Origin of the sequence: Winogradskyella pelagia, from assembly GCF_017581965.1 — a bacterium.
GTDB classification, from domain to species: Bacteria; Bacteroidota; Bacteroidia; order Flavobacteriales; family Flavobacteriaceae; genus Winogradskyella; species Winogradskyella pelagia.
Window position 1 is genome coordinate 312181 of the sequence record NZ_JAGEVF010000003.1, and the last position, 24227, is coordinate 336407.

The 24227-nt window shown below is 35.2% G+C and carries 27 protein-coding genes and 1 tRNA gene; 15 read left to right on the plus strand and 13 right to left on the minus strand.

Features of this window, described 5'->3' with window-relative positions; genetic code table 11:
• Positions 1-120 precede the first annotated feature (120 nt).
• The gene (locus J4050_RS05835; RefSeq protein ID WP_208153211.1) at positions 121-825 is read left to right on the plus strand and encodes a DUF4197 domain-containing protein; all 705 of its coding nucleotides are present in this window, start codon (positions 121-123) and stop codon (positions 823-825) included.
• A 76-nt stretch (positions 826-901) separates the two neighbouring features.
• Positions 902-1096, plus strand: a complete 195-nt coding sequence (locus J4050_RS15275) for a Lacal_2735 family protein (protein WP_208153213.1) — start codon at positions 902-904, stop codon at positions 1094-1096.
• 308 nt (positions 1097-1404) lie between these two features.
• On the opposite strand, the gene pyrF is transcribed toward J4050_RS15275, so the two are convergent.
• Positions 1405-2220 carry an orotidine-5'-phosphate decarboxylase gene (pyrF, locus tag J4050_RS05845; RefSeq protein WP_208153215.1) on the minus strand — a complete coding sequence of 272 codons (816 nt, stop codon included), beginning with the start codon at positions 2218-2220 and terminating at the stop codon, positions 1405-1407.
• Positions 2221-2271: 51 nt separating this feature from the next.
• The gene (gene prfA / locus J4050_RS05850; protein WP_208153217.1) at positions 2272-3348 is read right to left on the minus strand and encodes a peptide chain release factor 1; all 1077 of its coding nucleotides are present in this window, start codon (positions 3346-3348) and stop codon (positions 2272-2274) included.
• Positions 3349-3464: 116 nt separating this feature from the next.
• On the opposite strand from prfA, the gene J4050_RS05855 reads away from it, so the two are divergent.
• Both J4050_RS05855 and J4050_RS05860 read left to right on the plus strand, forming a co-directional pair.
• Positions 3465-3752 carry a hypothetical protein gene (locus J4050_RS05855; RefSeq protein WP_208153219.1) on the plus strand — a complete coding sequence of 96 codons (288 nt, stop codon included), beginning with the start codon at positions 3465-3467 and terminating at the stop codon, positions 3750-3752.
• Positions 3753-3760: 8 nt separating this feature from the next.
• Positions 3761-4426 carry an ATP-binding cassette domain-containing protein gene (locus J4050_RS05860; protein WP_208153221.1) on the plus strand — a complete coding sequence of 222 codons (666 nt, stop codon included), beginning with the start codon at positions 3761-3763 and terminating at the stop codon, positions 4424-4426.
• Here the strand turns inward: J4050_RS05860 and J4050_RS05865 are convergent.
• The 5 genes from J4050_RS05865 to J4050_RS05885 form a co-directional block, all read right to left on the minus strand.
• The gene (locus J4050_RS05865) at positions 4419-5414 is read right to left on the minus strand and encodes a DUF3078 domain-containing protein (RefSeq protein WP_208153223.1); all 996 of its coding nucleotides are present in this window, start codon (positions 5412-5414) and stop codon (positions 4419-4421) included. The genes J4050_RS05860 and J4050_RS05865 overlap by 8 nt on opposite strands.
• Before the next feature lie 3 nt (positions 5415-5417).
• Positions 5418-6617 carry an AIR synthase related protein gene (locus tag J4050_RS05870; RefSeq protein WP_208153226.1) on the minus strand — a complete coding sequence of 400 codons (1200 nt, stop codon included), beginning with the start codon at positions 6615-6617 and terminating at the stop codon, positions 5418-5420.
• A 42-nt stretch (positions 6618-6659) separates the two neighbouring features.
• Positions 6660-7316 carry an outer membrane beta-barrel protein gene (locus tag J4050_RS05875; protein WP_208153228.1) on the minus strand — a complete coding sequence of 219 codons (657 nt, stop codon included), beginning with the start codon at positions 7314-7316 and terminating at the stop codon, positions 6660-6662.
• Between the two features lie 172 nt (positions 7317-7488).
• On the minus strand, positions 7489-7626 hold the full coding sequence (locus J4050_RS05880; RefSeq protein WP_208153230.1) for a hypothetical protein: 138 nt from the start codon (positions 7624-7626) through the stop codon (positions 7489-7491).
• Positions 7627-7853: 227 nt separating this feature from the next.
• On the minus strand, positions 7854-10040 hold the full coding sequence (locus J4050_RS05885) for a glutamine synthetase III family protein (RefSeq protein ID WP_208153232.1): 2187 nt from the start codon (positions 10038-10040) through the stop codon (positions 7854-7856).
• 178 nt (positions 10041-10218) lie between these two features.
• Between J4050_RS05885 and J4050_RS05890 the strand changes: the two genes are divergently transcribed.
• Complete coding sequence (locus J4050_RS05890; protein ID WP_208153234.1) at positions 10219-11241, plus strand: glutamine synthetase beta-grasp domain-containing protein; 1023 nt, start codon at positions 10219-10221, stop codon at positions 11239-11241.
• Between the two features lie 50 nt (positions 11242-11291).
• Here J4050_RS05890 and J4050_RS05895 read toward each other — a convergent pair whose 3' ends face one another.
• The gene (locus J4050_RS05895) at positions 11292-12248 is read right to left on the minus strand and encodes a calcium/sodium antiporter (RefSeq protein ID WP_208153323.1); all 957 of its coding nucleotides are present in this window, start codon (positions 12246-12248) and stop codon (positions 11292-11294) included.
• Between the two features lie 146 nt (positions 12249-12394).
• On the opposite strand from J4050_RS05895, the gene J4050_RS05900 reads away from it, so the two are divergent.
• Together J4050_RS05900 and J4050_RS05905 are read left to right on the plus strand one after the other, a co-directional pair.
• The gene (locus tag J4050_RS05900; protein WP_208153235.1) at positions 12395-12754 is read left to right on the plus strand and encodes a BlaI/MecI/CopY family transcriptional regulator; all 360 of its coding nucleotides are present in this window, start codon (positions 12395-12397) and stop codon (positions 12752-12754) included.
• Positions 12755-12756: 2 nt separating this feature from the next.
• Complete coding sequence (locus tag J4050_RS05905; RefSeq protein ID WP_208153237.1) at positions 12757-14844, plus strand: M56 family metallopeptidase; 2088 nt, start codon at positions 12757-12759, stop codon at positions 14842-14844.
• Positions 14845-14877: 33 nt separating this feature from the next.
• Here J4050_RS05905 and J4050_RS05910 read toward each other — a convergent pair whose 3' ends face one another.
• Positions 14878-16836: a T9SS type A sorting domain-containing protein gene (locus tag J4050_RS05910; RefSeq protein WP_208153239.1), complete on the minus strand. Its 1959-nt coding sequence runs from the start codon at positions 16834-16836 to the stop codon at positions 14878-14880.
• Positions 16837-17402: 566 nt separating this feature from the next.
• Here J4050_RS05910 and J4050_RS05915 point away from each other — a divergent pair.
• Positions 17403-17555 (plus strand): SsrA-binding protein, encoded by a 153-nt coding sequence (locus J4050_RS05915; RefSeq protein WP_208153241.1) that lies wholly within the window; start codon positions 17403-17405, stop codon positions 17553-17555.
• Positions 17556-17690: 135 nt separating this feature from the next.
• Positions 17691-18143 carry a pyridoxamine 5'-phosphate oxidase family protein gene (locus J4050_RS05920; protein WP_208153243.1) on the plus strand — a complete coding sequence of 151 codons (453 nt, stop codon included), beginning with the start codon at positions 17691-17693 and terminating at the stop codon, positions 18141-18143.
• 107 nt (positions 18144-18250) lie between these two features.
• Here the strand turns inward: J4050_RS05920 and J4050_RS05925 are convergent.
• Positions 18251-18324: transfer RNA gene (locus J4050_RS05925), tRNA-Arg, on the minus strand.
• Between the two features lie 86 nt (positions 18325-18410).
• Between J4050_RS05925 and J4050_RS05930 the strand changes: the two genes are divergently transcribed.
• From J4050_RS05930 to J4050_RS05955, 6 genes are all read left to right on the plus strand, one after another.
• Positions 18411-19046, plus strand: coding sequence for a Crp/Fnr family transcriptional regulator (locus J4050_RS05930; protein ID WP_208153245.1), 636 nt, complete (start codon positions 18411-18413; stop codon positions 19044-19046).
• 60 nt (positions 19047-19106) lie between these two features.
• A complete protein-coding gene (locus J4050_RS05935) occupies positions 19107-19664 on the plus strand; it encodes a YeeE/YedE family protein (RefSeq protein WP_208153247.1) in 558 nt (185 codons plus the stop codon).
• A gap of 2 nt (positions 19665-19666) precedes the next feature.
• On the plus strand, positions 19667-20083 hold the full coding sequence (locus tag J4050_RS05940) for a DUF6691 family protein (RefSeq protein ID WP_208153249.1): 417 nt from the start codon (positions 19667-19669) through the stop codon (positions 20081-20083).
• A gap of 205 nt (positions 20084-20288) precedes the next feature.
• On the plus strand, positions 20289-21695 hold the full coding sequence (locus J4050_RS05945; protein ID WP_208153251.1) for an MBL fold metallo-hydrolase: 1407 nt from the start codon (positions 20289-20291) through the stop codon (positions 21693-21695).
• A gap of 23 nt (positions 21696-21718) precedes the next feature.
• A complete protein-coding gene (locus J4050_RS05950; RefSeq protein ID WP_243878560.1) occupies positions 21719-21913 on the plus strand; it encodes a YgaP family membrane protein in 195 nt (64 codons plus the stop codon).
• Between the two features lie 5 nt (positions 21914-21918).
• Positions 21919-22191, plus strand: a complete 273-nt coding sequence (locus J4050_RS05955) for a heavy-metal-associated domain-containing protein (protein ID WP_208153255.1) — start codon at positions 21919-21921, stop codon at positions 22189-22191.
• Positions 22192-22238: 47 nt separating this feature from the next.
• On the opposite strand, the gene J4050_RS05960 is transcribed toward J4050_RS05955, so the two are convergent.
• Genes J4050_RS05960 through tpiA form a run of 3 tightly spaced genes read right to left on the minus strand, consistent with a single transcriptional unit; the run spans position 22239 to position 24160 of the window.
• Positions 22239-22514 carry an ATP-dependent Clp protease adaptor ClpS gene (locus J4050_RS05960; protein ID WP_208153257.1) on the minus strand — a complete coding sequence of 92 codons (276 nt, stop codon included), beginning with the start codon at positions 22512-22514 and terminating at the stop codon, positions 22239-22241.
• A 59-nt stretch (positions 22515-22573) separates the two neighbouring features.
• Complete coding sequence (gene prmA, locus J4050_RS05965; protein WP_208153259.1) at positions 22574-23410, minus strand: 50S ribosomal protein L11 methyltransferase; 837 nt, start codon at positions 23408-23410, stop codon at positions 22574-22576.
• The gene (gene tpiA, locus J4050_RS05970) at positions 23411-24160 is read right to left on the minus strand and encodes a triose-phosphate isomerase (RefSeq protein WP_208153261.1); all 750 of its coding nucleotides are present in this window, start codon (positions 24158-24160) and stop codon (positions 23411-23413) included.
• Between the last annotated feature and the right edge of the window lie 67 nt (positions 24161-24227).

Genomic DNA, 24227 nt, shown 5'->3' on the forward strand with positions numbered 1-24227 from the left:
CTGTGCATATATTAAGAATTATATAAGGCTTTTCATGAAAAAACACTTTAAATCAATCTCTTTAGTATTCGTTTATTTAAAATCTATCTTTGTAAAACGTTTTTAAAAACTCAAATCTATATGAAACGCATATATCTTCTTTTAACAGTTCTATTAGCAACAAATTGCGCCGAACTACAACAAGTCGTTAATCAATTACCAGAAGACAGCAGTGCTTTAACTAATGCTGATATTGCTTCCGGCTTAAGGCAAGCACTAGAATTTGGTATTGACAGACAAGTCACAAAATTGACCCAGAAAGATGGTTTCTTTAAAAATGAATTGGTAAAAATTCTTCTTCCTGAAGAGTTAAGAAAAGTAGATAAGGCATTAAGAGACATAGGTCTTGGCAATCTAGCCGACGAAGGTTTAAAAGTACTAAACCGTGCTGCGGAAGATGCCGTAAAAGAAGCTACACCTATATTTATTGATGCTGTTAAAAATATCACCTTTGCAGATGCGAAAAATATTTTGCTAGGAAACGACAAAGCTGCTACAGACTATTTAAAATCAAAAACTCAAAGCAGTCTTTACAACAAATTTAAGCCCGTTATTAACACCTCTTTTAGCAAAGTGGGTGCCGATCAAATATGGACAAATCTAATTACAAAATATAACGCTATACCATTTACAAACAATGTCAATACTGATTTAACGGACTATGTGACTAACGAGGCTTTAAAAGGTGTTTACATAATGATAGCTGTTGAAGAAAAAGAGATAAGAACCAAAATGGGATCTAGAACAACCGCCCTACTACAAAAGGTTTTCGCCTTACAAGATTAGGCTGTTAGTTAAATTGTTTAAAAATTATCAATTCCTTAACATTATAATTATTATATTGAAATCTTATTAAAATAATGTGGGAAATACTGATAAATTATTAACGAAAAAACACGAATTAAAAAGACGCTATCTTGAGCTTATTGAGGATGCTTATAATTTTAAGCAACTTGATGACGCCTTGAGTGATTTTGCAGAATTTAAAGCTACAAAAGTCCTCTATAAAATCAACAAGTTAAAATTTGTTGTCACCGAGAAGGCATCAATGGCCTAATCCTTTGCGGACTCTGGAACAAAGGTCACATAAGACATTAGTTCTACAAGACCAACTACGCCTAATTCACATCTTTGATGATCCCTCCTCTTAAGCAGTTAAACTATATTTAATTAATTGCTAATGTTTCCATAACATTTAGTCTAAAGAAATTAAACATCTTTGTAGTGCAAAAGAATAGTTAGATACGTCTTAAAAGAGATTGCAGAAGTTAGTTAGATTAGATAAAGTCGGTACATCGTATCGACTTTTCTTTTTTATTGTATTAAGTACGGTATCAGAACTAAAGACTTAAATCTTGCTAAATTCTATTTCGACAAGACCAGATGCATTTGTTGCTGAAGCTCTTCTGCTTTTCGCGCTGCAGACTGAGCAAAGTCTTTTTCTTGAGATGCGTAAATAATACCTCTTGACGAATTAATAAGAAGCCCTACATTTTCTGTCATACCATATTTACAAACCTCCTGCAAATTGCCCCCTTGAGCGCCTACACCAGGTACAAGCAAAAAGTTATCTGGAATGATTTGTCTTATCTCAGACAAATATTCAGCTTTTGTGGCTCCAATAACATACATTAGATTCTGCGCATTCTTCCAAGTTATAGACGTTTGTAAAACGTGTTTATAGAGTTCTAATCCATCAAGGGATTTCGTTTGAAAATCGAATGCACCTTGGTTAGAAGTTAATGCCAAAAGAATGGTGTGCTTATCCTTAAAAGCTAAAAACGGTTCTACCGAATCCTTACCCATGTAAGGCGCAACAGTAACACTATCAAACCCCAAATCCTCAAAAAAGGCCTTGGCATACATAGTACTTGTATTACCAATATCACCGCGTTTAGCATCGGCAATGGTATAAATCTCCGGATATTCTTTATTAAGATATGAAATTGTTCTCTCAAGAGCTTGCCACCCCTTTATGCCATAGGCCTCATAAAAGGCAGTATTTGGCTTGTAAGCCACACAAAGATGATGTGTCGCATCAATTATGGCCTTATTAAATGCGAAAATTGGGTCATCCTCGTTTAAGAGGTGCTTTGGAATTTTATTTAAGTCAACATCTAATCCAATACAAAGAAAAGATTGCTTTTTACGGATTTCGTTAATAAGTTGGTCTATTTTCATTTTTGAGATTTCTCACAGACGTTCGAAATGACAACGACAATAATCATCGTTTTATATGACATCGTCATTAGCTTTTAACAACTCAGTATTTTCAGCCAACATTAACTCGTCAATTATCTTTTGGATATCACCGTTTATGATATTGGATAAATCGTAAAGCGTTAATCCAATTCTGTGGTCTGTGACACGACCTTGAGGATAATTGTAAGTTCTGATTTTGGCACTTCGATCTCCAGAACTCACCATGCTTTTGCGCTTCTCTGCATCTGCAGCCTGTTGTTTTGCCAGCTCTAAATCATATAATCGCGAGCGTAAGACCTTTAAAGCTTTTTCTAAATTCTTATGTGACGATTTTTGATCTTGGCAGCTTACAATCATGCCTGTAGGTTCGTGGTGTAATTTAATTGCTGAATAGGTTGTGTTTACAGACTGTCCACCAGGTCCAGTAGAGGTGGTACGTTCTATTCGTACTTCTGTCATATCCAATTCATAATCAAACTCCTCCGCTTCTGGTAACACCATAACAGTCGCTGCGCTTGTATGAACACGTCCTTGGGTCTCTGTTTGTGGGACACGCTGCACACGATGTACTCCTGCTTCAAACTTTAAGGTACCGTAAACATCCTCCCCTGAGACCTCAAAAATAATTTCTTTAAAACCGCCTGAGGTGCCATCACTTTGACTCACCACATCAACTCGCCAGCCTTTATCGCTACAATATTTTGAATACATTCTAAATAAATCACCTGCGAAAATACTAGCTTCATCACCACCAGTACCAGCTCTAACCTCAACCACAACGTTTTTGGCATCATCCGGGTCTTTTGGAATAAGTAAAAAACGTATTTCTTCTTCAAGTTTTGTTATGGTCTCTTTAGCTTCATCGAGCTGCATTTTTGCCATTTCAACCATCTCATCATCAGAACCATCAGCTAAAATTTCTTCAGCCTCAGCTACATTATCCAAAGCCTCTTTATACACATCCCCTTTATCTACAATTACCTTAAGGTCTTTGTATTCTTTCATCAGCTTTGTATAACGTTGCTGATCCGATATGATATCTGGTTGAATAATGAGATCGTTAACCTCATCAAATCGCTGCTTTACTATCTGTATTTTCTCTACCATCGCTCTTCTAAATATTCATTTCAAAAATACAATATTTTATGAATTACAATTACAATATGTATATAGTAAATAAACCCTCAAAAAATAAAATACCAAGAAGCTACGTTTAATTAATTATGCAGCGCTTCCTAGCTATACTTGCATTTTACAAATCGTTTGTGGCTTGGTCATTTTTGATTAATGCCATCGTTGCCTTTTTTAATCCGCATTTACTACCGGCAATAACAACAAAACTGTTTTTAACCATTTTTATTTGGTACTATGTTAATGAAACCAATCAAAGGCGCAAGTTGACATTTTATAAAAACTTAGGAATTTCACCATTAGTATTATTTTCAATAATGTTTTTGGTAGATTGTGTATTAACTATCATTTTCCTTAGTATTTTTAAAGAATTTACATAACCACATCAATGACTTTTGAAATTGACAATGTAGAACTTTACTTTAAGACAAAACGTATTTTAAATGGCATATACCTCAAGGCAGAAACAGGTAAGGTTACTGCCATTTTGGGAAGTAATGGCTGTGGCAAGTCTTGCCTTATGGATATTATATTTGGCGACTTAAAACCCAAATACAAACTCATTCGCATAGATGGTAAACCTATTTTAAAGCAACTTTATAAAACCGGATTGGTTAAATATTTACCGCAGGATTATTTTGTCTTAAAACACTTAAAACTCAATTTTACCTTAAAATTATTCAATAGTCATTGGTCAGATTTCAGCACCCTATTTCCAGAATTTGGCAACTACCAAACCACTAAATTCAAACAATTATCTGGAGGGGAACGACGTATTTTTGAAATGTTCCTTATCCTAAAATCTAATGCTAAGATCGTACTATTGGATGAGCCATTTAATGGCATTTCTCCATTGATGATTGAACGCATTAAAACTCTTATTGAAGAAGAAAAACAAGATAAAATAATTATTCTTACAGACCACAGATTTGATGATGTGATTGATGTTTCCGATACACTTTATTTGTTAAAAAATGGCGCGACTAAAAGAATACAAAAACTTTCTGAACTTGAGGATTATGAATACCTAAACAAGGGAACCTTACTTAATTAGTATCGTCCTCTAAAAATTCAGATAAGTCAACGACCACTCCAATTCCCAATATTTGTTTCCACTGCAGTTTTGGACCAGTTACTACCCTATCGATATTAGTAATCTCTTCTCGTATAATTTCGGTTTTAATATCGTCATCATATCGTAAGTGTGAGCCAAATGTGGCCCTTACGTACTTATTGACCTTAAACTCAAAATTCACTTCCCAGTCTAAATCGATATTCCCAAAGCTATTAATATAATCTGTATACAGACTTAAAACACTGTTAACCTTAATATTTTCCATTAGAGTAGTCTGATATTGGTTTGTAATTAATATTCCAAACTCAGCACGCACCCTATCCCCCTCGCGCAAGAGATTTCCATTTATGTCATAAATTGCTGGATTAACACCAAACGCACCAGAATTAGCTAAATCAGTGTCTAAAACAAATGTTCCTTTTAATGTTATTGGAGAAGCATAAACAGAAAATTCCTCTATTTGCCTACCATATTCAACCCCAGCCCCTAAGAAGAGATAACCCGGTGCCATAAACCGCGATATTGGAGGATCATCTGGGTTATTAAAACCATTGGCAAACTGGGTATTAAAACTAAATCTTGCAGAATAAAACCAATTACTGTTTTTATTGAATTCATACCCAAAATTAGAAATTAAAGAAATGGCATCTTCCGTTTTTCTTATAGGCTCACCATCTTGCTTATTGATTCCGTAAAGAAGCATTAAAGAAGAGTTCCAGAAGAGTTTATTAGTTTTAAAATTAGCCTCTCCTTTTCCATTAAAACTTGCTGATATTGAGTTTGCACCACCGGCATTCCAATTTGTAAACGAAACCTGATTAAAGTATGCACCTACCTCTTGTATTGTGGTCCACCCATAATCGTCCGTTTCATCAGGCACCAGAAATAATGAACTCGGCTGGGCAAATACTGTAAAGGCTGAGCATAACAGAACAAAAAATATCGCTCTGGTTGTAAAAAAAATCATAGTTTAGTATTCAAAAGTACCGTAAATACTAGAGATTGTTAACTTTTTGGTTTGTGCTGAATTTGAATGTGACTCATATTTTTCAACACGACCAATTATTTGAGCGTCAACATTAAATGATTGTGATATTTTAATAATGTCATTAGCTATTTTTGGAGTTACATAAAGTTCCATTCTATGACCGCAATTAAAAACTTGATACATTTCCTTCCAATCTGTTTGTGATTGTTCTTGGATGAGTTGAAATAGCGGTGGGACATCGAATAAATTATCCTTTACAATATGGAGGTTATCTACAAAATGAAGAATCTTGGTTTGAGCACCTCCACTGCAATGCACCATACCATGGATATTATCGCTTTTGTATCTGTTTAAAATTGACTTGATAATTGGCGCATAAGTTCTGGTTGGGGACAGGACTAACTTTCCTGCATCAAGAGGAGCACCTTTAACAGCATCAGTCAATGCAGTATTACCAGAATAAATGAGTTCTTCTGGCACTTTTGGATCAAAACTCTCCGGGTATTTCTGGGCTAAATATTTACTAAAAACGTCGTGTCTGGCCGATGTTAGACCATTACTCCCCATACCTCCATTATATTCTTTCTCGTAAGTAGCTTGACCAAATGAGGCTAGCCCTACTATAACATCACCAGCTTTAATATTGGCATTATCAATGACATCTGCGCGATTCATTCTGGCCGTAACCGTAGAGTCAACAATTATAGTCCTTACTAGATCACCAACATCTGCAGTTTCTCCTCCCGTAGAGTGTATAGTAACTCCGAATTGACCAAGGTCTCCGATTAATTCTTCTGTTCCGTTTATTATGGCCGAAATAACATCGCCAGGAATTAAGTTTTTGTTGCGTCCTATAGTTGATGATAACATTATATTATCTGTGGCTCCAACACAAAGCAAGTCATCAACATTCATTATTAACGCATCTTGTGCAATTCCTTTCCAAACTGATAGGTCATTGGTTTCTTTCCAATACATGTAAGCAAGTGAGGATTTAGTACCAGCACCGTCGGCATGCATAATCAAACAATAATTATCATCATTTGTTAGATAATCTGGCACAATCTTGCAAAAAGCTTTGGGATAAAGTCCTTTATCAATGTTCTTTATAGCATTGTGTACATCTTCCTTAGAGGCAGAAACTCCTCTTTGCGCATATCGTTTACTCACAGAACCACTCATTATAAATTGCCTTAATTGGTTCTGCAAAAGTAAGCAATGAGATTAATTTTTTATAAGGTTGGAATTAATAATTGTTTCCATTTCTTCAGTTTTCTTTGCACGTTCCTTAGTACCTCCAAAATAGTAATTGACACCAATACCGAATCTCAAAAACTTATCATTTCTATCGTCAACTATTAGCGGTAGCAACTCGTCTTCGAAACTGTAGTTGTACTCATAATAAAGCTTAACACCAAGTTGGCCCATAACAATATATTCAACCCCAATACCAATCTGTGTTTTTACTGCACTAGCATCTACGTCATTAGAGGTGTTTATTCCAAAACCACCGTAAACAATTGGTGAAAACCTATCGTATGGTAAAACTAAAACCTCCATACCAAAGTCAAAGGACATGAGGCTAAAATCCGTATCTTCCGCGCTTATCGTATAGCCATTAGCCGTTAAACCCAAAAAAATATTTGGTGTTATAAAGCGCTTATAGCCGACCCTGTAGTAAAATCCAAAATCCTTATTTTCATAATCTCCAAATAAGGTACTACCGCCTAGTCCAACATCCGCCACGTTAGTTCCTCTTAAGTCAAAAAACTTTAATGTAGAATCAAAACTAGTAGAATCTTGCTCTTGTTGCGCAGATAATGGTGAAAAAAATAGAACTGAAGCAAGCAAAATTATAATCGCGTCTTTTGATATAATCATAATATCCTAACATATGAATTTAGCATTATTATTGATTTGAGGCGTTGCAATATAGAAAAATATTGCTCAATTTGTAATAAAAAGAAACATTAAGCGCACAAAAAGGTCTATTCACAATGTGAATAAACCTATTATATGTCATAGACTAAATAGTCTTTAATGTCTTAGGGAATTAGGACTCTGCTTGTAACTTGGCCTGCATCGCGACAACATCTTCATTTGTAACTTTATTCAAGTCGTCTGAATTGTCTTGAGTAAGAATTAAGGTCGCACCTACAAGAATAGCTACACTAAGTAGTAACTTCTTCATCTTTACGAATATTGATTAATAGCACTGTAAAAATACGAAATAAAGACGTTCGATAAAGTGTTATTACCAGTTTTCTAGGGCAATAAAGTGGTGTTTTCGATAATTAGCAACTTGTTATCGACAAACGGCACAAAAACATTAATTGCCAACAAAAAATATACGTAGAAGTACTCATTTATTAACACTAGATTTACATTGAAACCTGCGTTATGTTTAAGGCTTCAGGGTTATTTGGTAAACAAAAGTTCGCGATATTTTGTTAAAGGCCACAATTCGTCATCAATCATTAGCTCTAATTTATCACAGTGATATCTAATCTTGTCAAAAATTGGTTTTATAACCTCACAATAGCCCATCGCTCTTTTGTCAATTCTAGTTTCTTGATTGAACATTTTTCTAGCATTTGTCATTTCAGTTACCAAAGAGTTAATAGCTTCAATATGAGTTGATATCTTTTCAATCAACACTAATTGTTCTTTAGCTAACGTTTTAAACGCATCTCCATAAATAGATTTTAAACCGGTAACATTCTCTATTAACACATTCTGATAACGGACTGCTGTGGGCACTACATGATTACGCGCTATGTCACCAAGAACCCGGCTTTCAATTTGTATGCGCATAATGTATTCTTCCATCTCAACTTCGTAACGCGCTTCAGATTCAATTCTGTTCATCACACCAAGACTTTCAAATAAACTAATGGCATTATCAGAAATTTTAATTCTTAGGGCCTCCGGTGTATTTACATTATTACTTAAGCCTCTTTTCTTAGCTTCCTTTTTCCAGTCTTCACTGTAGCCATTACCTTCAAATAAAATGGACTTAGACGTTTTAATGTACTCTCGCAATACATTAAAGATGGCGTCGTCCTTTTTCATACCATTACCAGCGATCAAACCATCAACCTCAGTTTTAAAATCTTGTAATTGTTTGGCGACTATAGAGTTGAGAACTGTCATAGGGTTGGCGCAATTTGCTTTGGAACCTACTGCTCTAAATTCGAATTTGTTCCCTGTAAACGCAAAAGGAGACGTTCTATTTCTATCTGTGTTATCCAATAAAATCTCGGGGATTTTGCCAACAACGTTGAGTTTTAAGTCTGTCTTTTCCTTTGGTGATAGTTTACCTTTAGTTACGGTTTCTAACTCGTCTAGGACTTTCGTCAATTGTTTTCCAATAAACACAGACATGACCGCTGGCGGCGCCTCATTGGCACCTAATCTATGGTCATTCCCTGCGGAAGCTATAGATCCTCGCAGAAGCTCCTCATATTTTTGAACAGCTTTAATTGTATTTATAAAGAATGTCAAAAATTGAAGATTGCTCATCGGTGTCTTTCCAGGTGAGAGAAGGTTTATACCTTTATCGGTTCTTAAACTCCAATTGTTGTGTTTACCAGACCCATTTACGCCAGCAAATGGTTTTTCATGTAACAAAACTTTGAAATTGTGGCGTTTGGCTACCTTTTCCATCACGTCCATTAGTAATGAATTATGGTCAACTGCCAGATTAGCCTCCTCAAAAATGGGTGCTAGTTCAAATTGATTTGGCGCTACTTCGTTATGTCTTGTTTTTACCGGGATACCTAATAGCATACATTCGGTTTCTAAGTCGCGCATATAAGCCATTACCCTAGACGGAATACTGCCAAAATAATGATCGTCTAGTTGTTGTCCTTTTGCCGGAGAATGCCCCAAGAGCGTTCTTCCGGTTAAAACGATATCTGGTCTAGATGTGGCGAGGGCATTATCAATAAGGAAATACTCTTGTTCCCATCCAAGAGAAGCACTTACCTTTTTTACGTTTTTATCAAAGTACTTACAAACCGAAACAGCAGCATTATCTACTACGTTTAAAGCTCTTAGCAAAGGGGTCTTATAATCTAAAGCTTCGCCTGTATATGAAACAAAAACTGTGGGTATACAGAGCGTAGAACCATAAACAAATGCTGGTGATGTTGGGTCCCAAGCTGTATATCCTCTTGCTTCAAACGTATTTCTAATGCCTCCACTTGGAAAACTTGAGGCATCAGGTTCTTGCTGAACAAGTTGGCTACTGTCAAACTTTTCGATGGCAGATTCTTCATCGATGGTTTCAAAAAAAGCATCATGCTTTTCTGCCGTTGATCCTGTTAATGGCTGAAACCAATGGGTATAATGTGTAGCACCTTTTGATATCGCCCATTCTTTCATACCAGTTGCTACATGTTCTGCGGTGTGCCTATCGATTTTATTTCCTTTTTCAATTGCCTCAGTAATTAAGTCTAAAGCATTTTTTGTGAGGTATTGTCGCATAGCGACCTTATTAAATACGTTTTGGTTAAATATATCTGAGCGGCGTATCGGTTCCTTAATACTTACTGGTGCTCTATTTAAAGATGCTTTGACGGCATAAAATCTTAACGTTGACATAAACTGAAATATTTAGGGCAAAAATACTACAAATACTATTTTTTAAATAGCAACCCTTAAAAAAATAGGGTTATCAACAATTATTAATAACATTTCATCTAAAAGACCCTAATTTTTTTGACCAAACTAAAAAAATAATAATCTTTGCAACGTCAATTTTTTTTAAACGATAAAAACGATGAGTAAATCGAAATTAGAGTACATATGGCTAGATGGCTATAAACCTACTCAAAACATGAGAAGTAAAACAAAGGTTGAAGAAAATTTCAGTGGTAAATTAGAGGACTGTCCAATATGGTCTTTTGACGGAAGTTCTACAAGACAAGCTACTGGAGATAATTCTGATTGTTTGTTAAAACCCGTTGCTATTTACCCAGACCCTGTAAGAAAAGACGGTTTCTTAGTAATGACAGAGGTTCTAAATCCTGACGGCACACCACATGAGTCTAATGGTAGAGCTACCATTGATGATGATGATAACGATTTCTGGTTTGGTTTTGAACAGGAATACTTCATTATGAATAGAAAAACGCAATTACCTCTTGGCTTCCCTGTGGGTGGTTATCCAGCCCCTCAAGGGCTGTACTACTGTTCTGTAGGCGGAAGAAACACCCATGGTAGGGATATCGTAGAAGAACATGCTGACCAATGCATTGAAGCTGGGCTTAACTTTGAAGGTATTAACCAAGAAGTAGCATGCGGCCAATGGGAATTTCAGCTTTTTGCTAAAGGAGCTAAAAAAGCAGGAGACGAGATTTGGGTTGCGCGCTATCTCTTAGACAGACTTACGGAAAAATATGGATACTATATAGACTATCACCCTAAACCTCTTGGGCAAGAGATGGATTGGAATGGCTCTGGTATGCATGCAAATTTCTCCAATACCGTATTAAGAACATGTGGTAGCAAAGAAACTTACGAAAAAATCTGTGAAGCATTTAGGCCTGTTGTTAAAGAGCATATTGCCGTTTATGGTGAGTTCAATGACCAGCGCTTAACAGGAGACCACGAAACTGCTTCTATTGATGATTTCAGTTATGGTGTTTCCGATAGAGGTGCTTCTATTAGAATTCCAATTATTACTGTTGAGAAAGGCTGGAAAGGTTGGCTTGAAGATAGACGACCAGCATCTAATGCCGATCCTTATAAAGTGGCTGGGCGCATTGTTAAGACTGTAAAAAGTGCAAACATAGAAGCTTAGTTCATTATATATTTAAATTGTTAAAAGCTCACCTTCGAGGTGGGCTTTTTTTATGTGAACGCCCCAACTATAAAAATAAGGTAGGCGATAAATAGTAATATTCCATTACCTCTTGTTATCTGATAGCGTTTTGGCCACAACATTAGTGGAACTAGTATTGCCGCAAAACCAATCATCCAAAAGATGTTAGTCGATAGAATCTCTGGCGTTTCTGGATTTACAGTTATCGGTTTTATAATCGCTGTAAGCCCTAAAACAGAGGCAATATTAAAAATATTTGACCCTATTAAATTACCTAAAGAAATAGCTTTTTCTTGTTTTAATGCCGCAATAACCGATGCCGCTAGCTCAGGTACACTTGTACCAATGGCAATCACCGTTACAGATATAGCATAATCACTGATACCCACAGATTGGGCAAGTTCTTTAGCTCCGTCAACAAGCCATTCTGACCCAAAATACAACCCTAAACCTCCTATTAAAAGCCATAATGCGATTTTAAATGTTGACACAACAGCCAGTGTTTCATCAACATCATCTACAACCGTAACGTTTGAGAGAGAATTTATTGAATTTTTAATCAGGAAAAATAAGAACACGCAGAGGGAAATGAGCAATATAAAACCTTCTATTGCGCTGAGAAGTAAATCGTTCTTTAGAAAAACATAAAGGGCTATAGACAATAACATCATCATAGGCCAATTGAGCCTATAAAAATCCCTATCCACAATAAGAGGTGAAATAATAGCGGTTATCCCAAGGACTAAACCGATATTGGCAATATTAGAGCCTATGACATTGCCTAAAGAAATATCAGAAACACCATCTAGTGCAGCCTGTAAGCTTACCAAAAGTTCTGGTGCTGAAGTGGCGAAGGATACAACCGTCATTCCTATTACTAGCTTAGATAACTTCAGTTTAAATGAAAGCGCCACTGAAGACCTTACCAAAAACTCACCGCCTATGACCAGAAGTGCTAGACCTACCAACACCAAAAGGATACTCATTACCATAAAAACTCAAACGTTTTATATCAAAATGCGAAGATAAGACATCAAAAGAACAGATACACTAAACTAAATTTTTCGTTAAATAACTGTTTTTTTAGTTTTATAACTATAAAAATAGTTATATTGCGTTTAAATAAAACAAAATGAAAAAACTCACTAATAAAGAAGAGGAAATAATGCATATTTTATGGAAGCTCGAGAAGGCCTTTGTAAAAGATGTACTGAGTGAAATAAAAACAGATAAGCCGCACTACAATACGCTGTCTACCATTATACGTCATCTTGAAGAAAAGGGCTATGTGAGTTACAATGCTTATGGAAAAACACACCAATACTACCCTATTGTTTCTAAAGAAGATTACAAAAAGCGTTTTATGAATACGGCAATAGACCACTTCTTTAACAGCTCTTATAAAAATGTCGTATCCTTTTTTGCCAAGGAAGAAAAAATCAGTGTAAAGGAGCTTAAGGAAATTATTGAACTTATTGAGAAAAAAGACTAATTATGGAGTACCTATTAAAAGCAAGTGTGATTATTAGTGTTTTTTATGTCTGTTATTACGTTCTATTGAAAAAAGAAACATTCTTCCAACACAATAGATGGTTTTTACTTTTAGGACTGGTTACAGCAGTAACTTTACCGTTAGTAGTAATCCCAATTGCAATTCCCGCAGAACCTATTGTATTTGAATACAATATTTCACCGATTGAAAATACAGGAACACTTGAACAAGTGAGCAACAACCACAACCCTTTTGACTGGTGGTCTTTATTACCATTCATTTATACTATAGGCTTAGTCATTTTCCTATTGCGCTTCATGCTTCAATTTGGCTCACTGCTACAATTACTGTTGCGACATCCGAAATTAAAGGACGGTATCTACACTTACGTGATTGTAAAAAGTAACCTATCCCCCTTCTCATTTTTTAAATGGATTGTTTATAATCCTGAGAGTATGGACGACGAGGAAGTTCGACTGATGCTCAAACATGAAAAAGTTCACGTCAATCAAATGCATTCCATTGATATCATCTTATCGCAATTAGCCTGCAGTATGTTTTGGTTCCACCCATTGATTTGGACCTACCGAAATACCATAAGACAGAATTTAGAATTCATTGCCGATTTTAAGACTCAAGCATCAACGCACGATTCTAAGTCCTATCAAAAACTATTATTAAAAACTAGTGTTGCTAATCACAACCTTTCACTTACCAATAATTTTTACAATTCATTAATTAAAGAACGCATAGTTATGTTACAAAAAACAAGATCTCAATCTCAGAAACAATGGCGATTTGCCTTAATCATTCCATTATTGGCTTTAGTCTTAATGAGCATGAATACCAAAGAAGTTTATGTTGAAACATCCTCTGCGTCTGCAACAGAGGTTTCCGATGAGGTTTTCAATCCAGAAATTGAAATTGTTTTTACCAAGGCTACAACAGGCCAACAGATTGAGCAGATTAAAAAAGAATTAAAATCTAACGGAATTACTATGGTAATAAATGACCTTAAACGCAATTCTATTGGAGATATCGTTTCCATTAATGTAGACTTTAATACTTCAAATGGTTCGGCCAATTATAGTATTAGTGATGACAATGGCATCTCTGATTTTTATTTTAGAAGGTCAAAGGATGGTAGTTTTGGAGTCGGTGCCCTTAGTAAAGAATTTATCATTGTTGAAGAAAAAGATAACACAAATGTTATAAGCGCTGACAAAATACTTATTCGAAATAATGATGACACTGTACAAGAAATTATCATTGAAGAAGACAAGGATGATATTAAAATTTTAAATGGAAAAACGATGGTTTTTAAGAGTGATGATGATACTGAGGTTGTTATTAAAATAGATTCTGCGTCTTCATTGAATAGTTGGACCAACAAAAACAATTTTACATATAAGTTAAACTCATTGGTCGATACAATTCATGTTGAACAGGAAGTCAAAGTTATTAGAGCGGATGGCAACACTTTTGAATATAAAGTTGGAGATATTAAAAAAGGAGAAAATTACGATATTAAATTTATTGAAGGAGATTCTGGTAAAAATCCACTTTTTATTATCAATGGTGAAGCCAAAGATAAAAGCGTCATTCAAACTCTAGACACCGATAAAATAAAAAGCGTAACAGTCCTTAAAGAAGATAATGCCGTTAGTCTATATGGAGAAAAAGCAAAAGACGGCGTAATTATAGTTGAAACCCAAAAATCGGTTAAAAACAATAAACCAAAATCTAAATGGGTTATAAGCAAACCTCAAGTAAGCAGTATCACCTATGTTGATGATAAGGACACGAGAAAAAATGCAACCCTTGCCTATATAACCAAATATACTCCAGATGATATCCTAGATAAGAATAAAGCCCTGTTAGAAAAAGCCGGCATCTCGGTTAAGTATTCAAAAATACGCCGGAATAAAGCTGGGGAAATCACAAGTATTAAAATTAAAATAAAGAATAATTCTGGCGATGAAAGCTCTGCATCATGGAAGAATGATGATGGTATTTCTGGTATAGAATATGGTATCTCCGAAGGCGCTTTAGTGGCCAGAACAAGTGAGATGAATTTTAATAACGATTAAATCTAAAAGGTGGTTCCTATGAGCCACCTTTTATTATTGAATAATCAATTTCCTAGTCACTACAGAATTCCCTTTTCGTAGTTTAAGAATGTATAAACCCTGTGCTAGATTTAGCTCTAAGGGTTGAGTAAAGTCTTTTAGTTGTTTTACTAATTTACCATCTGAGGAATACACTTTAATGTCCGTATCACTTGATAAACCAGAAATATAAACCTTCCCTTTTGTTGGAACAGGGTATACCCTAATCTTAGATTCAATATAGTCTTCAACACTTAAGGATTGAAACCAAGTGTCCCCAACATTATTTCCCCAAATATATTCAACCAATAAGGGTTGATCTATAAAGGGGTTTCTATTACGTTGCCATTGATAAACTATGTTATTACGGTTCATCTCATAATCATCTGGCGGGTCATTTCTATGCCAATCTAAAAGTGTTGCTAAATCCCCTAACTGACCTATAGTATCGGGAAAGCCATTAACCACTTCTAGTCCATTATAGCGGATCTCCATATAAAGCACACTCCTTGCAACATCTCCTCTAAAACTCCCTAAGGTACCCGTAGGCCCAACATATTGGCCATAATGTTGATTGCCGCGCGAACTGTTCTCCGCTGCATCTGCAGCTCTTAAAGCATGGGCATCGGAATTACCGTGGCGAAGTGAATCTGCTTCTGTAGTCCAAAAAACATCAATACCATCGGCAATTTCATCTTCCTCAATATCATCAAAACCACCTCTAGACCTAGGATAAGTGTGCTCTCTATTCCATTTCCCAGTGTTATTACTTCCTGTTTGCAAATCGAGCTTAGGGCGCCCTTCTTCGGAATACACCAGCCATACTTGATTGCTATTTTCTGGATTTTGGTCTGCCTCTTTTAAAATATCGATGACATCTGCATAGGTCTGTGCCCTTACTTCGTTAGGATTGGCAATAATGTCTTGCAATGCTTGACGCAATGCTGCGTCTGCTAAAGCGTCGAGACTATCGTAATAGCCAGATGGCTGTGTGCTTTGCACTTGGTTAAAAGTTGGGTTAACTGGAGTTCCCCATGGTGCTACCGTAAAATCATCGTCAATGACTCTAATTTCAACATTATTATTACCAGGAACTATGGGCTCTATCACATCTACAAACCTAATTCTTAAAACCTCATCGCCTTCATCATCAGAATCATTAACCAAGGTTATGGTAGTACTCACTGTATTGCCTCCATTTGGTATAGTTAGACTGGTATTACCGGTGAAATCAGACGAATTAAATCCAAAATTGCTTAAATCTAAATTAAATATTACATCTGAGGTTACGTTAGTTTCAGCAGTAATAGTAATGTCAAATGTTTCGCCTTCCGTGTACTGGGTGTTATTCACGGTAATACTAAGTGGATTAATTTCAATTCCAGACCCATCGTTTTCTCGTCTTGGAGTTGGCGTTGCTGCATTGTAGGTTTCATTATTACTTCCATCTACAAACCGTTGAATTGACCTAGGGTTAGAATTAGTACCGTTATCATTATATTGATTAGTTTCACCCATTAATGCCAATAAATCAGCATCTACAGCATCATTGGTACCATATACCAAAGCATCAATTAAATTGGTGGTGGTTGCCAGTGTTCCCTCTGGAAAATCATCAACTTGAGCTTGATAAATCCCTACAGCATCTGCTCCGTTCTGGATTATATTATCCGCAACTAATACTTGAGGATAGGGAAATACTTCTGATGCACCAACAACTAACAGGCCGTTATTATCTGTAGTATATCCATTTAAATCAATCACTAAATAACTAGAGTCTCCTCCGCTTGATGACCCATTGAAAAAGACCAATATAAATCCGTCCGTGGAGAAATTTGCTGATTCTGATTTTAATTCAATGAACTCTGCAGTATCCGTACTTGGGGAATCTGGATCTAGCTCGTTTATGACTAATTGTTGTGACCATACCAAGGAACAGATTAAAAATAAAGGCAAAACGCGTATTAAATGCATTGTATAAATTTTCCACAAATATAAAGGTAAAATAATGGTGTATCGCTAAGCTACAATGAATAATATTGCTTCAATGTATTCTTAAAAAAAAGTTAGTCTTTTGAGATTGTAAAAGATAAAAATCAGTTAAACCATACGTTTTACTACAAATTGACCCCTTGGTTTTTAAATAAAACCCTGAAAAGGCTCTACAATTATTACAATTATTAATACAAAGTATATTTTAATATTATTATTTATAACATTTATGAAGAGAAGTCACGATTTTTTATAACCAATCATGTTTTTTTACTTATAAATATGAATTTAATTTCACAGATTTCTTAAAAAACCCTTGGAGGTCACTCATCCCTCATTATATATTGGCAACTCAATCAAGTTAAAAAACGAAAATTATTAACCTCTAAACCAAAAAAAATTATGATGACTTTAGCCAAACTTATTATTGATTTTGTTTTATCTCTATAATTCAAATTCAATAAGATTACAACCAACCTATCCCTAGTAAAACTTAGTTCTAGAATAAGTTTTACTATTTTTACTAAAGATTTTGAACTACAACTAAAATGAAACGTCAAATCTTTAGAGCCTTAGCCAAATTAAATAAAGTTGTACTTCCGTCTTATTCTAAGAAACAACTCGATTTAAGTAAAGCAACCAAATTTCAGCTTGCCATTATTGGATGGAGAACTTTTGTGACTAAAAATGCTCTAGCTTAATGCTTACCTTAAAGTCTAACACAATACCTGAAAATGGCATTACTTTTTAAAAAAGGTTAAGCTCCCCTTCAAACCTGACGTTTGTCATTTGTAGTTTCTGGATTTAGCTATAATTTAAAGGTCAAATCTTTCATTATGATCAGAAATCTCAATCGACAACAGTGCTCAGATGTTTTAGAACGTAACTATATTGGCTACCTCTCCTATATTTGCAATAATAGACCGTTCACTATACCCATTACCTATTTTTACAATCAAAAAGAGAACCATATTATTTGTTATTCTGGATTGGGTCATAAGATAAAAGCAATGCGCAAAAATATTGATGTCTCTCTCGCCGTAGTGGATATTTACAGGGCTAACAAATGGGAGTCTGTGCTGGTACACGGTCAATATAACGAAAGTAATGGATCAACAGCCAGAAATTACCTTCATGAATTTTCTCTTGGCATTAAAGAAATTGTATTGGCTAAAGAGAATAAAGATCTAGATTTCATCAGTGAATTTTCGAGTAAAATATATTCGGATGATATACCCATTGTATTTTTAATCAAAGTTGAAGAACTTACTGGAAAAATTAGAGTTTAATCTTAATACCAAAATTAATTTACTGGTTTGGCACTATAATTTAAAAGAATAAAATCTTGTCAATAAAAAAAGCAAGCTATTTACGTTAGCTTGCTTTTAACTTTTTGTGACCTCGACAGGATTCAAACCTGTAACCTTCTGAGCCGTAATCAGATGCGCTATTCAGTTGCGCCACGAGGCCGTTTTTAAGTGGGTGCAAATATAATATAAAACTTAAAAAACTACCAAACTATTTATTTCAAATATGGAATTGATTATTTTTGAAATATGATTTCAAAAGAGCATTTAGAATCGTTTAGTTACCTCTTCGATGAAGAGATTCTAACCGGAATACAAAAAGTAGCCCAACTCAAGTCTTTCAAAAAAAATGATATCATAATCGATATTGGTCAAGAACTCAAATATATACCTCTTCTACTAAATGGAAATATTAAGGTATTACGTGAGGATGACGATGGCAATGAATTGTTGCTATACGTTTTAGAAAATGGTGACACCTGTGCCATGTCCTTAACTTGCTGTATGGGGAAATCGGCCAGTAAAATACGCGCTATAGCTGATGAGGATGTTGAAGTTATAATGATTCCTATCAATGAAATGCATAGCTGGTTTCATACCAACGATAGTTGGCGAAATTTTATTCTTCAAAGCTATCAGACTAGGTTTGATGAAATGCTTGAAACTATAGATACTCTGGCATTCATGAAAATGGATAAACGTCTGTTTAAGTACCTTACAGATCATGTTAAGCTCTCAGCATCTACAACCTTAGAAATGACCCATCAAGATATTGCAGAGGACTTAAATACATCTAGAGTAGTTGTTTCGAGACTTTTAAAACAATTAGAAAAAGAAAAGAAAATTGAGCTTGGACGAAATAAGATTATCGTTATTGACTTTTAGTAACATATATTACACAACTCATAAATCTTTCAAAATAATTTTGCAATTAAAAAATTGACTATGGATTTAATATTAGAGCCGTGGCCGTGGTACGTTAGCGGTCCATGCATAGCTATTGTTATGTTTCTGCTGCTTTATTTTGGCAGAACCTTTGGGATGTCTTCAAATCTAAGAACCATTTGCGCCATGGGTGGTGCTGGCAAACGCGTTAAGTTTTTTGACTTTGATTGGCGCCAATATCAGTGGAATTTAATTGTCATTTGCGGCGCTTTTGTAGGCGGCTATATCGCACATAATTTTTTATCCAACCCTATTAATATAAATCTCAGTGAGGCGACCATTACCGATTTAAATTCTCTTGGTTTTAAGAATATTGGGAAAAGCCTTTTACCCGGCGAATTATTTAGTTGGGAAGCATTTTTCAGTATCAAAGGGTTTTTAATTTTGGTCATAGGAGGTTTCTTAGTTGGTTTTGGAACAAGATATGCCGGAGGATGCACATCTGGTCATGCGATCACAGGTCTCAGCAGCTTACAATTACCATCATTTATAGCCGTCATCGGCTTTTTTATTGGTGGCTTAATAATGATTCATCTTATTTATCCAATTCTGTTTTAATTATGGGCAAGTATCTAAAATTCTTTTTAGTTGGTATATTTTTTGGTATAGTTCTCGTTAAATCTGAAGCGGTATCATGGTATCGCATTTATGAAATGTTCAAATTTCAGTCCTTTCATATGTACGGCATTATTGGAAGTGCCGTAATCACAGGCGTTATTTTACTTGTAGCATCTAAACAACTTAAGCTAAAAACCACGGAAGGCACCTATTTAAGAGTTCCATTAAAAGATAGAGGCTTAATTCGGTATATCCTTGGTGGAAGTGTTTTTGGACTAGGATGGGCCTTGTGTGGCGCATGTCCTGGCCCTATGTACATCTTAGTTGGCACAGGCGTAATGACCATGCTTATAGTTATTTTAGCTGCCATTGTTGGTACTTATGCCTATGGTGCTTTACGTTCTAAACTGCCTCATTAAAAATATCTAAATATTATATTGAGGACTTATTATTGGTTGTTTAAACACAAATTGATTCTAGTAAGGAAATCATAAATTAAACGACTGTTAAAGTGAAGTTTGTTATATCTAAATTAACTAACTTTATAAAGTGTTAGTGTTACAATTGTCACATATTGAAAAATAGAGTTTATTAATTTTGCTCCATTAAAAAATTGAAAAGAATATGAAAATAGAACAATTATATACAGGATGTTTGGCTCAAGGTGCCTATTATATTGAATCTGATGGGGAAGTTGCCATAATAGATCCTTTAAGGGAAACGCAACAATATATGGATAAGGCCAAAGCAAATAATTCCGAAATCAAATATATTTTAGAAACACACTTCCATGCAGATTTTGTATCTGGTCATGTAGATTTAGCTAAAAAAACTGGAGCAAGTATTGTATTTGGACCAGGAGCAACTACAGACTACGATATTCACTCGGCTAAGGACGGAGAGGTTTTACAATTAGGCAAAGTAAGTCTAAAAGTACTACATACTCCGGGACACACTTTAGAGTCTACTACGTATTTATTAAGAGATGAAAACGGAAAAGACCACGCTATTTTTTCTGGCGACACTTTATTCTTAGGTGATGTTGGCCGTCCAGATTTAGCAATAAAATCAGACCTTACCAAAGAGGATTTGGCAGCCATGCTATATGATTCCTTAAGAACAAAAATAATGACGTTAGCAGATGATGTTATTGTTTATCCAGCGCATGGTGCTGGTTCGGCTTGCGGTAAAAATTTAAGTAAAGAAACCGTAGGAATATTAGGCGAGCAGAAGAAAACCAATTATGCCTTGCGCGAAGATATGACCAAAGCTGAATTTGTAAAGGAAGTACTAGATGGCATCGCTCCACCACCACAGTATTTTGCTAAAAACGCCATGATGAATAAAATGGGTTATAACACCTTTGATTCAATTTTAAAAACTGGTGATAATGCCTTAAATCCAGAAGACTTTGAAGCTATGGCCAATCACGAATCTGCTTTAGTCCTCGATGTAAGACCACAATCTGAATATATAAAATCTCATATCCCTAACTCCATCTTTATTGGATTAAATGGTCAATTTGCACCATGGGTAGGTGCTCTGATCACTGACATTAAACAGCCCATACTTTTAGTAGTTCCTGAAGGTAAATCTGCAGAGGCCGTTACCCGATTGTCTAGAGTAGGTTATGATAATACCCTTGGGTATCTCGAAGGTGGTATTGAAGCTTGGAAAAATGCCGGAAAAGATATAGACACTTTAGAATCCATTTCTGCTGAAGAATTCGCCGAAAAAGCCAAAGCAACTGAGATCAATATTTTAGATGTACGAAAAGACGGTGAATACAAATCGAGCCATCTAGAAAATGCCCAACACTTTGCACTGGATTTTATTAATGAGCAAATGAATGCTGTAGATAGGAACAAAACGTACCACATTCATTGTGCAGGAGGTTACCGTTCGGTTATTGCAGCCTCCATTTTAAAGGCAAGAGGTTTTAATAACCTAATTGATGTTGCGGGAGGTTTTGGTGCTATTAAAAAAACAGATTTACCATTAACGGATTTTGTATGTCCATCAACCCTTTAAAATTAAAAGATATGACAAAAAACATGAGTAACTTAGATAAAGGGATCCGCGTAATTGTAGCGGCTGTGGTGGCCTTATTATATTATTTTAATGTTATTGAAGGTACTTTAGCTTATATATTAATGGCAGTGGCAATTATATTGCTTGTTACCAGTCTTATCAATTTCTGTCCTCTTTACAGAGTATTGGGTATCAGTACCTGTAAAATTAAAAACTAACTAAAATGAATACTACAACTATAGAAATACAAAACTTAAAATGTCATGGCTGCGCCAATACTATTATAACACAGCTTGAAAAACTAGAAGGCATTTCGGAGGTTTCCGTTAACAATGATACTGATGAAGTTACTTTTAATATATCTGCAGGGACTTCGGTTGGATTGGTAAAACAAAAACTATCGGACCTAGGTTACCCTTCGATTAGTGATTCAAATTCTCTATCTAAAAAAGCCAAATCTTTTGTGAGCTGTGCTGTTGGTAGAATGAACAAATAACTGAATAAAGACTATAAATAAAAAAAGCCTGCTTTCGCAGGCTTTTTTTATACAATTTCAGCGCTCAATCCGGCTTCTAATAGTTTTGAACACCTTGGTTTTAAATCATCATAAGGACCCGTTTTTACAGTACATTTTCCTTTGTAATGTACAATAATAGAACATTGTTCTGCTTGTTCTGGTGTATGATCGCAAGCGTACATTAGCGTATCAATAACATGGTCAAAACTATTAACGTCATCATTAAATAAGACAATCTCGTTCTGTTTTACAGTTTCTTCTTCAACCAATAGGTCTTCCGACTGTTTTTCTTTTGTACTCATAGCAAATTGTTTTAAAACGTATCGTTAACTGATACAACAACTTATAATTAAATTCTCAACTAATTTATAAATTTTAGAGAAACCCACTCACCTCTTTGTAAAGTTTCATTCAATTTTAACATAGATTCGGCGCAAGTTTTCTCTATTAATTCGATATCCTTTTCATAGAAACCACTTAAAAATAAACTGCTATTAGGGCTTAAGCAAGACGCATAAATTGGCAAATCATCTACCAATATATTTCTATTGATATTAGCAATAATAACATCGTAAGTTTTACTCTTCAAAAGAGCACAATCGCCTTCAAATACAGAAATATATTTACAATGGTTTCGTTCAACATTTTCTATACTATTTAGGTAACACCAATTATCAATATCAATAGCATCAACCCTATTGGCGCCAACCTTTTCTGCCATAATGGCTAAAACACCGGTTCCACAACCCATATCTAAAACAGATTTATCTTTTAAATCGTTTCTTAAAATATGTTGAATCATCATATGAGTAGTTTCATGATGGCCAGTACCAAAACTCATTTTGGGCTCAATGATAATATCATATTCTGTATTCGACTTTTCATGAAAAGGTGCTCTTACAGTAACTCTGTCATCTACAACAATTGGTTTAAAATTGCTCTCCCATTCGGCATTCCAATTGGTCTGTTTTATTTCATTAAAACTAAACGTAATTTTAAATTCATCTGAAGATAATATGTGTATATCTTCTAAAATAAAGGCATTCCATTCCTTTTTCTGAATATAGGCAGTAACGCCTTCATCAGTTTCTACGAAGCTCTCAAAGCCTGCATCCCCTAATTCTGCAATTAGAATTTCAGTAGCTGGTTGTAGCGGCTCAACATTAAAGTCGTAGCCTATATAAATCAAATTATCCAACTAAAATGCGTTTACAATGGCATAAAAATCCTCAGCCTTAAGCGAAGCACCTCCGATTAATCCACCATCAACATCTGGTTTAGAAAATATCTCTTTAGCGTTATTAGGCTTCACACTTCCACCATATAGAATAGAGACTGAATCTGCAACTTCAGCGCCATATTTATCTGCTAAAGTTTTTCTTATAAATGCATGCATATCCTGAGCTTGTTCTGGACTTGCTGTTTCACCAGTGCCAATGGCCCAAACAGGTTCATATGCCAAGACGATATGCGTGAATGCATCTGGATCTAAATGAAATAGCGCATTTTTTATTTGGTCACCAACCACAGACTCTTCATTTCCAGCTTTACGATCCGCTAATTCCTCCCCAAAGCAAAAAATAATACGCATGTTATTTGCCAAGGCTGCATCTACTTTTTTTGCTAAGGACTCGTCTGTTTCATTGAAGTAAGCACGACGTTCGCTATGTCCCAATATCACTGTTTTAATACCCAAACTAGACAACATTCCTGCACTGATTTCTCCAGTATAAGCTCCATTTTCTGCGAAATGCATATTCTGGGCAATAACCTCTATCTCTGTTTGCTTAGTGGATTGAAAAGCGTGCCACAAGTTTGTGAATGTTGGAGCGATCATAACTTCTGCATCTGAAGTTTTAGATTGTTGTTTTAATTCTGCTATTAAGGATTCGGTCTGAATAAGTCCGTTATTCATTTTCCAGTTACCTGCAACAATATGCTTTCTCATAATCTATGTAATAAGTTAATTTTTAAAATATAATACAAAAATAAGGTATTATGCACCAATGCATATT

What these genes read in the sequence shown, in the direction of transcription:
- J4050_RS05950 (WP_243878560.1), top strand. Translation starts at nt 21,719, where the DNA reads ATGAGTAACTTAGATAAAGGGATCCGCGTAATTGTAGCGGCTGTGGTG.
- J4050_RS05855 (WP_208153219.1), top strand. Translation starts at nt 3,465, where the DNA reads ATGCAGCGCTTCCTAGCTATACTTGCATTTTACAAATCGTTTGTGGCT.
- J4050_RS05955 (WP_208153255.1), top strand. Translation starts at nt 21,919, where the DNA reads ATGAATACTACAACTATAGAAATACAAAACTTAAAATGTCATGGCTGC.
- J4050_RS05885 (WP_208153232.1), bottom strand. Translation starts at nt 10,040, where the DNA reads ATGTCAACGTTAAGATTTTATGCCGTCAAAGCATCTTTAAATAGAGCA.
- J4050_RS05895 (WP_208153323.1), bottom strand. Translation starts at nt 12,248, where the DNA reads ATGAGTATCCTTTTGGTGTTGGTAGGTCTAGCACTTCTGGTCATAGGC.
- J4050_RS05930 (WP_208153245.1), top strand. Translation starts at nt 18,411, where the DNA reads ATGATTTCAAAAGAGCATTTAGAATCGTTTAGTTACCTCTTCGATGAA.
- J4050_RS05860 (WP_208153221.1), top strand. Translation starts at nt 3,761, where the DNA reads ATGACTTTTGAAATTGACAATGTAGAACTTTACTTTAAGACAAAACGT.
- J4050_RS05865 (WP_208153223.1), bottom strand. Translation starts at nt 5,414, where the DNA reads ATGATTTTTTTTACAACCAGAGCGATATTTTTTGTTCTGTTATGCTCA.
- J4050_RS05910 (WP_208153239.1), bottom strand. Translation starts at nt 16,836, where the DNA reads ATGCATTTAATACGCGTTTTGCCTTTATTTTTAATCTGTTCCTTGGTA.
- J4050_RS05945 (WP_208153251.1), top strand. Translation starts at nt 20,289, where the DNA reads ATGAAAATAGAACAATTATATACAGGATGTTTGGCTCAAGGTGCCTAT.
- pyrF (WP_208153215.1), bottom strand. Translation starts at nt 2,220, where the DNA reads ATGAAAATAGACCAACTTATTAACGAAATCCGTAAAAAGCAATCTTTT.
- J4050_RS05920 (WP_208153243.1), top strand. Translation starts at nt 17,691, where the DNA reads ATGATCAGAAATCTCAATCGACAACAGTGCTCAGATGTTTTAGAACGT.
- J4050_RS05960 (WP_208153257.1), bottom strand. Translation starts at nt 22,514, where the DNA reads ATGAGTACAAAAGAAAAACAGTCGGAAGACCTATTGGTTGAAGAAGAA.
- J4050_RS05835 (WP_208153211.1), top strand. Translation starts at nt 121, where the DNA reads ATGAAACGCATATATCTTCTTTTAACAGTTCTATTAGCAACAAATTGC.
- tpiA (WP_208153261.1), bottom strand. Translation starts at nt 24,160, where the DNA reads ATGAGAAAGCATATTGTTGCAGGTAACTGGAAAATGAATAACGGACTT.
- J4050_RS05915 (WP_208153241.1), top strand. Translation starts at nt 17,403, where the DNA reads ATGAAACGTCAAATCTTTAGAGCCTTAGCCAAATTAAATAAAGTTGTA.
- J4050_RS05870 (WP_208153226.1), bottom strand. Translation starts at nt 6,617, where the DNA reads ATGAGTGGTTCTGTGAGTAAACGATATGCGCAAAGAGGAGTTTCTGCC.
- J4050_RS05900 (WP_208153235.1), top strand. Translation starts at nt 12,395, where the DNA reads ATGAAAAAACTCACTAATAAAGAAGAGGAAATAATGCATATTTTATGG.
- J4050_RS05890 (WP_208153234.1), top strand. Translation starts at nt 10,219, where the DNA reads ATGAGTAAATCGAAATTAGAGTACATATGGCTAGATGGCTATAAACCT.
- J4050_RS05940 (WP_208153249.1), top strand. Translation starts at nt 19,667, where the DNA reads ATGGGCAAGTATCTAAAATTCTTTTTAGTTGGTATATTTTTTGGTATA.
- J4050_RS05875 (WP_208153228.1), bottom strand. Translation starts at nt 7,316, where the DNA reads ATGATTATATCAAAAGACGCGATTATAATTTTGCTTGCTTCAGTTCTA.
- J4050_RS05935 (WP_208153247.1), top strand. Translation starts at nt 19,107, where the DNA reads ATGGATTTAATATTAGAGCCGTGGCCGTGGTACGTTAGCGGTCCATGC.
- J4050_RS05905 (WP_208153237.1), top strand. Translation starts at nt 12,757, where the DNA reads ATGGAGTACCTATTAAAAGCAAGTGTGATTATTAGTGTTTTTTATGTC.
- prfA (WP_208153217.1), bottom strand. Translation starts at nt 3,348, where the DNA reads ATGGTAGAGAAAATACAGATAGTAAAGCAGCGATTTGATGAGGTTAAC.
- J4050_RS05880 (WP_208153230.1), bottom strand. Translation starts at nt 7,626, where the DNA reads ATGAAGAAGTTACTACTTAGTGTAGCTATTCTTGTAGGTGCGACCTTA.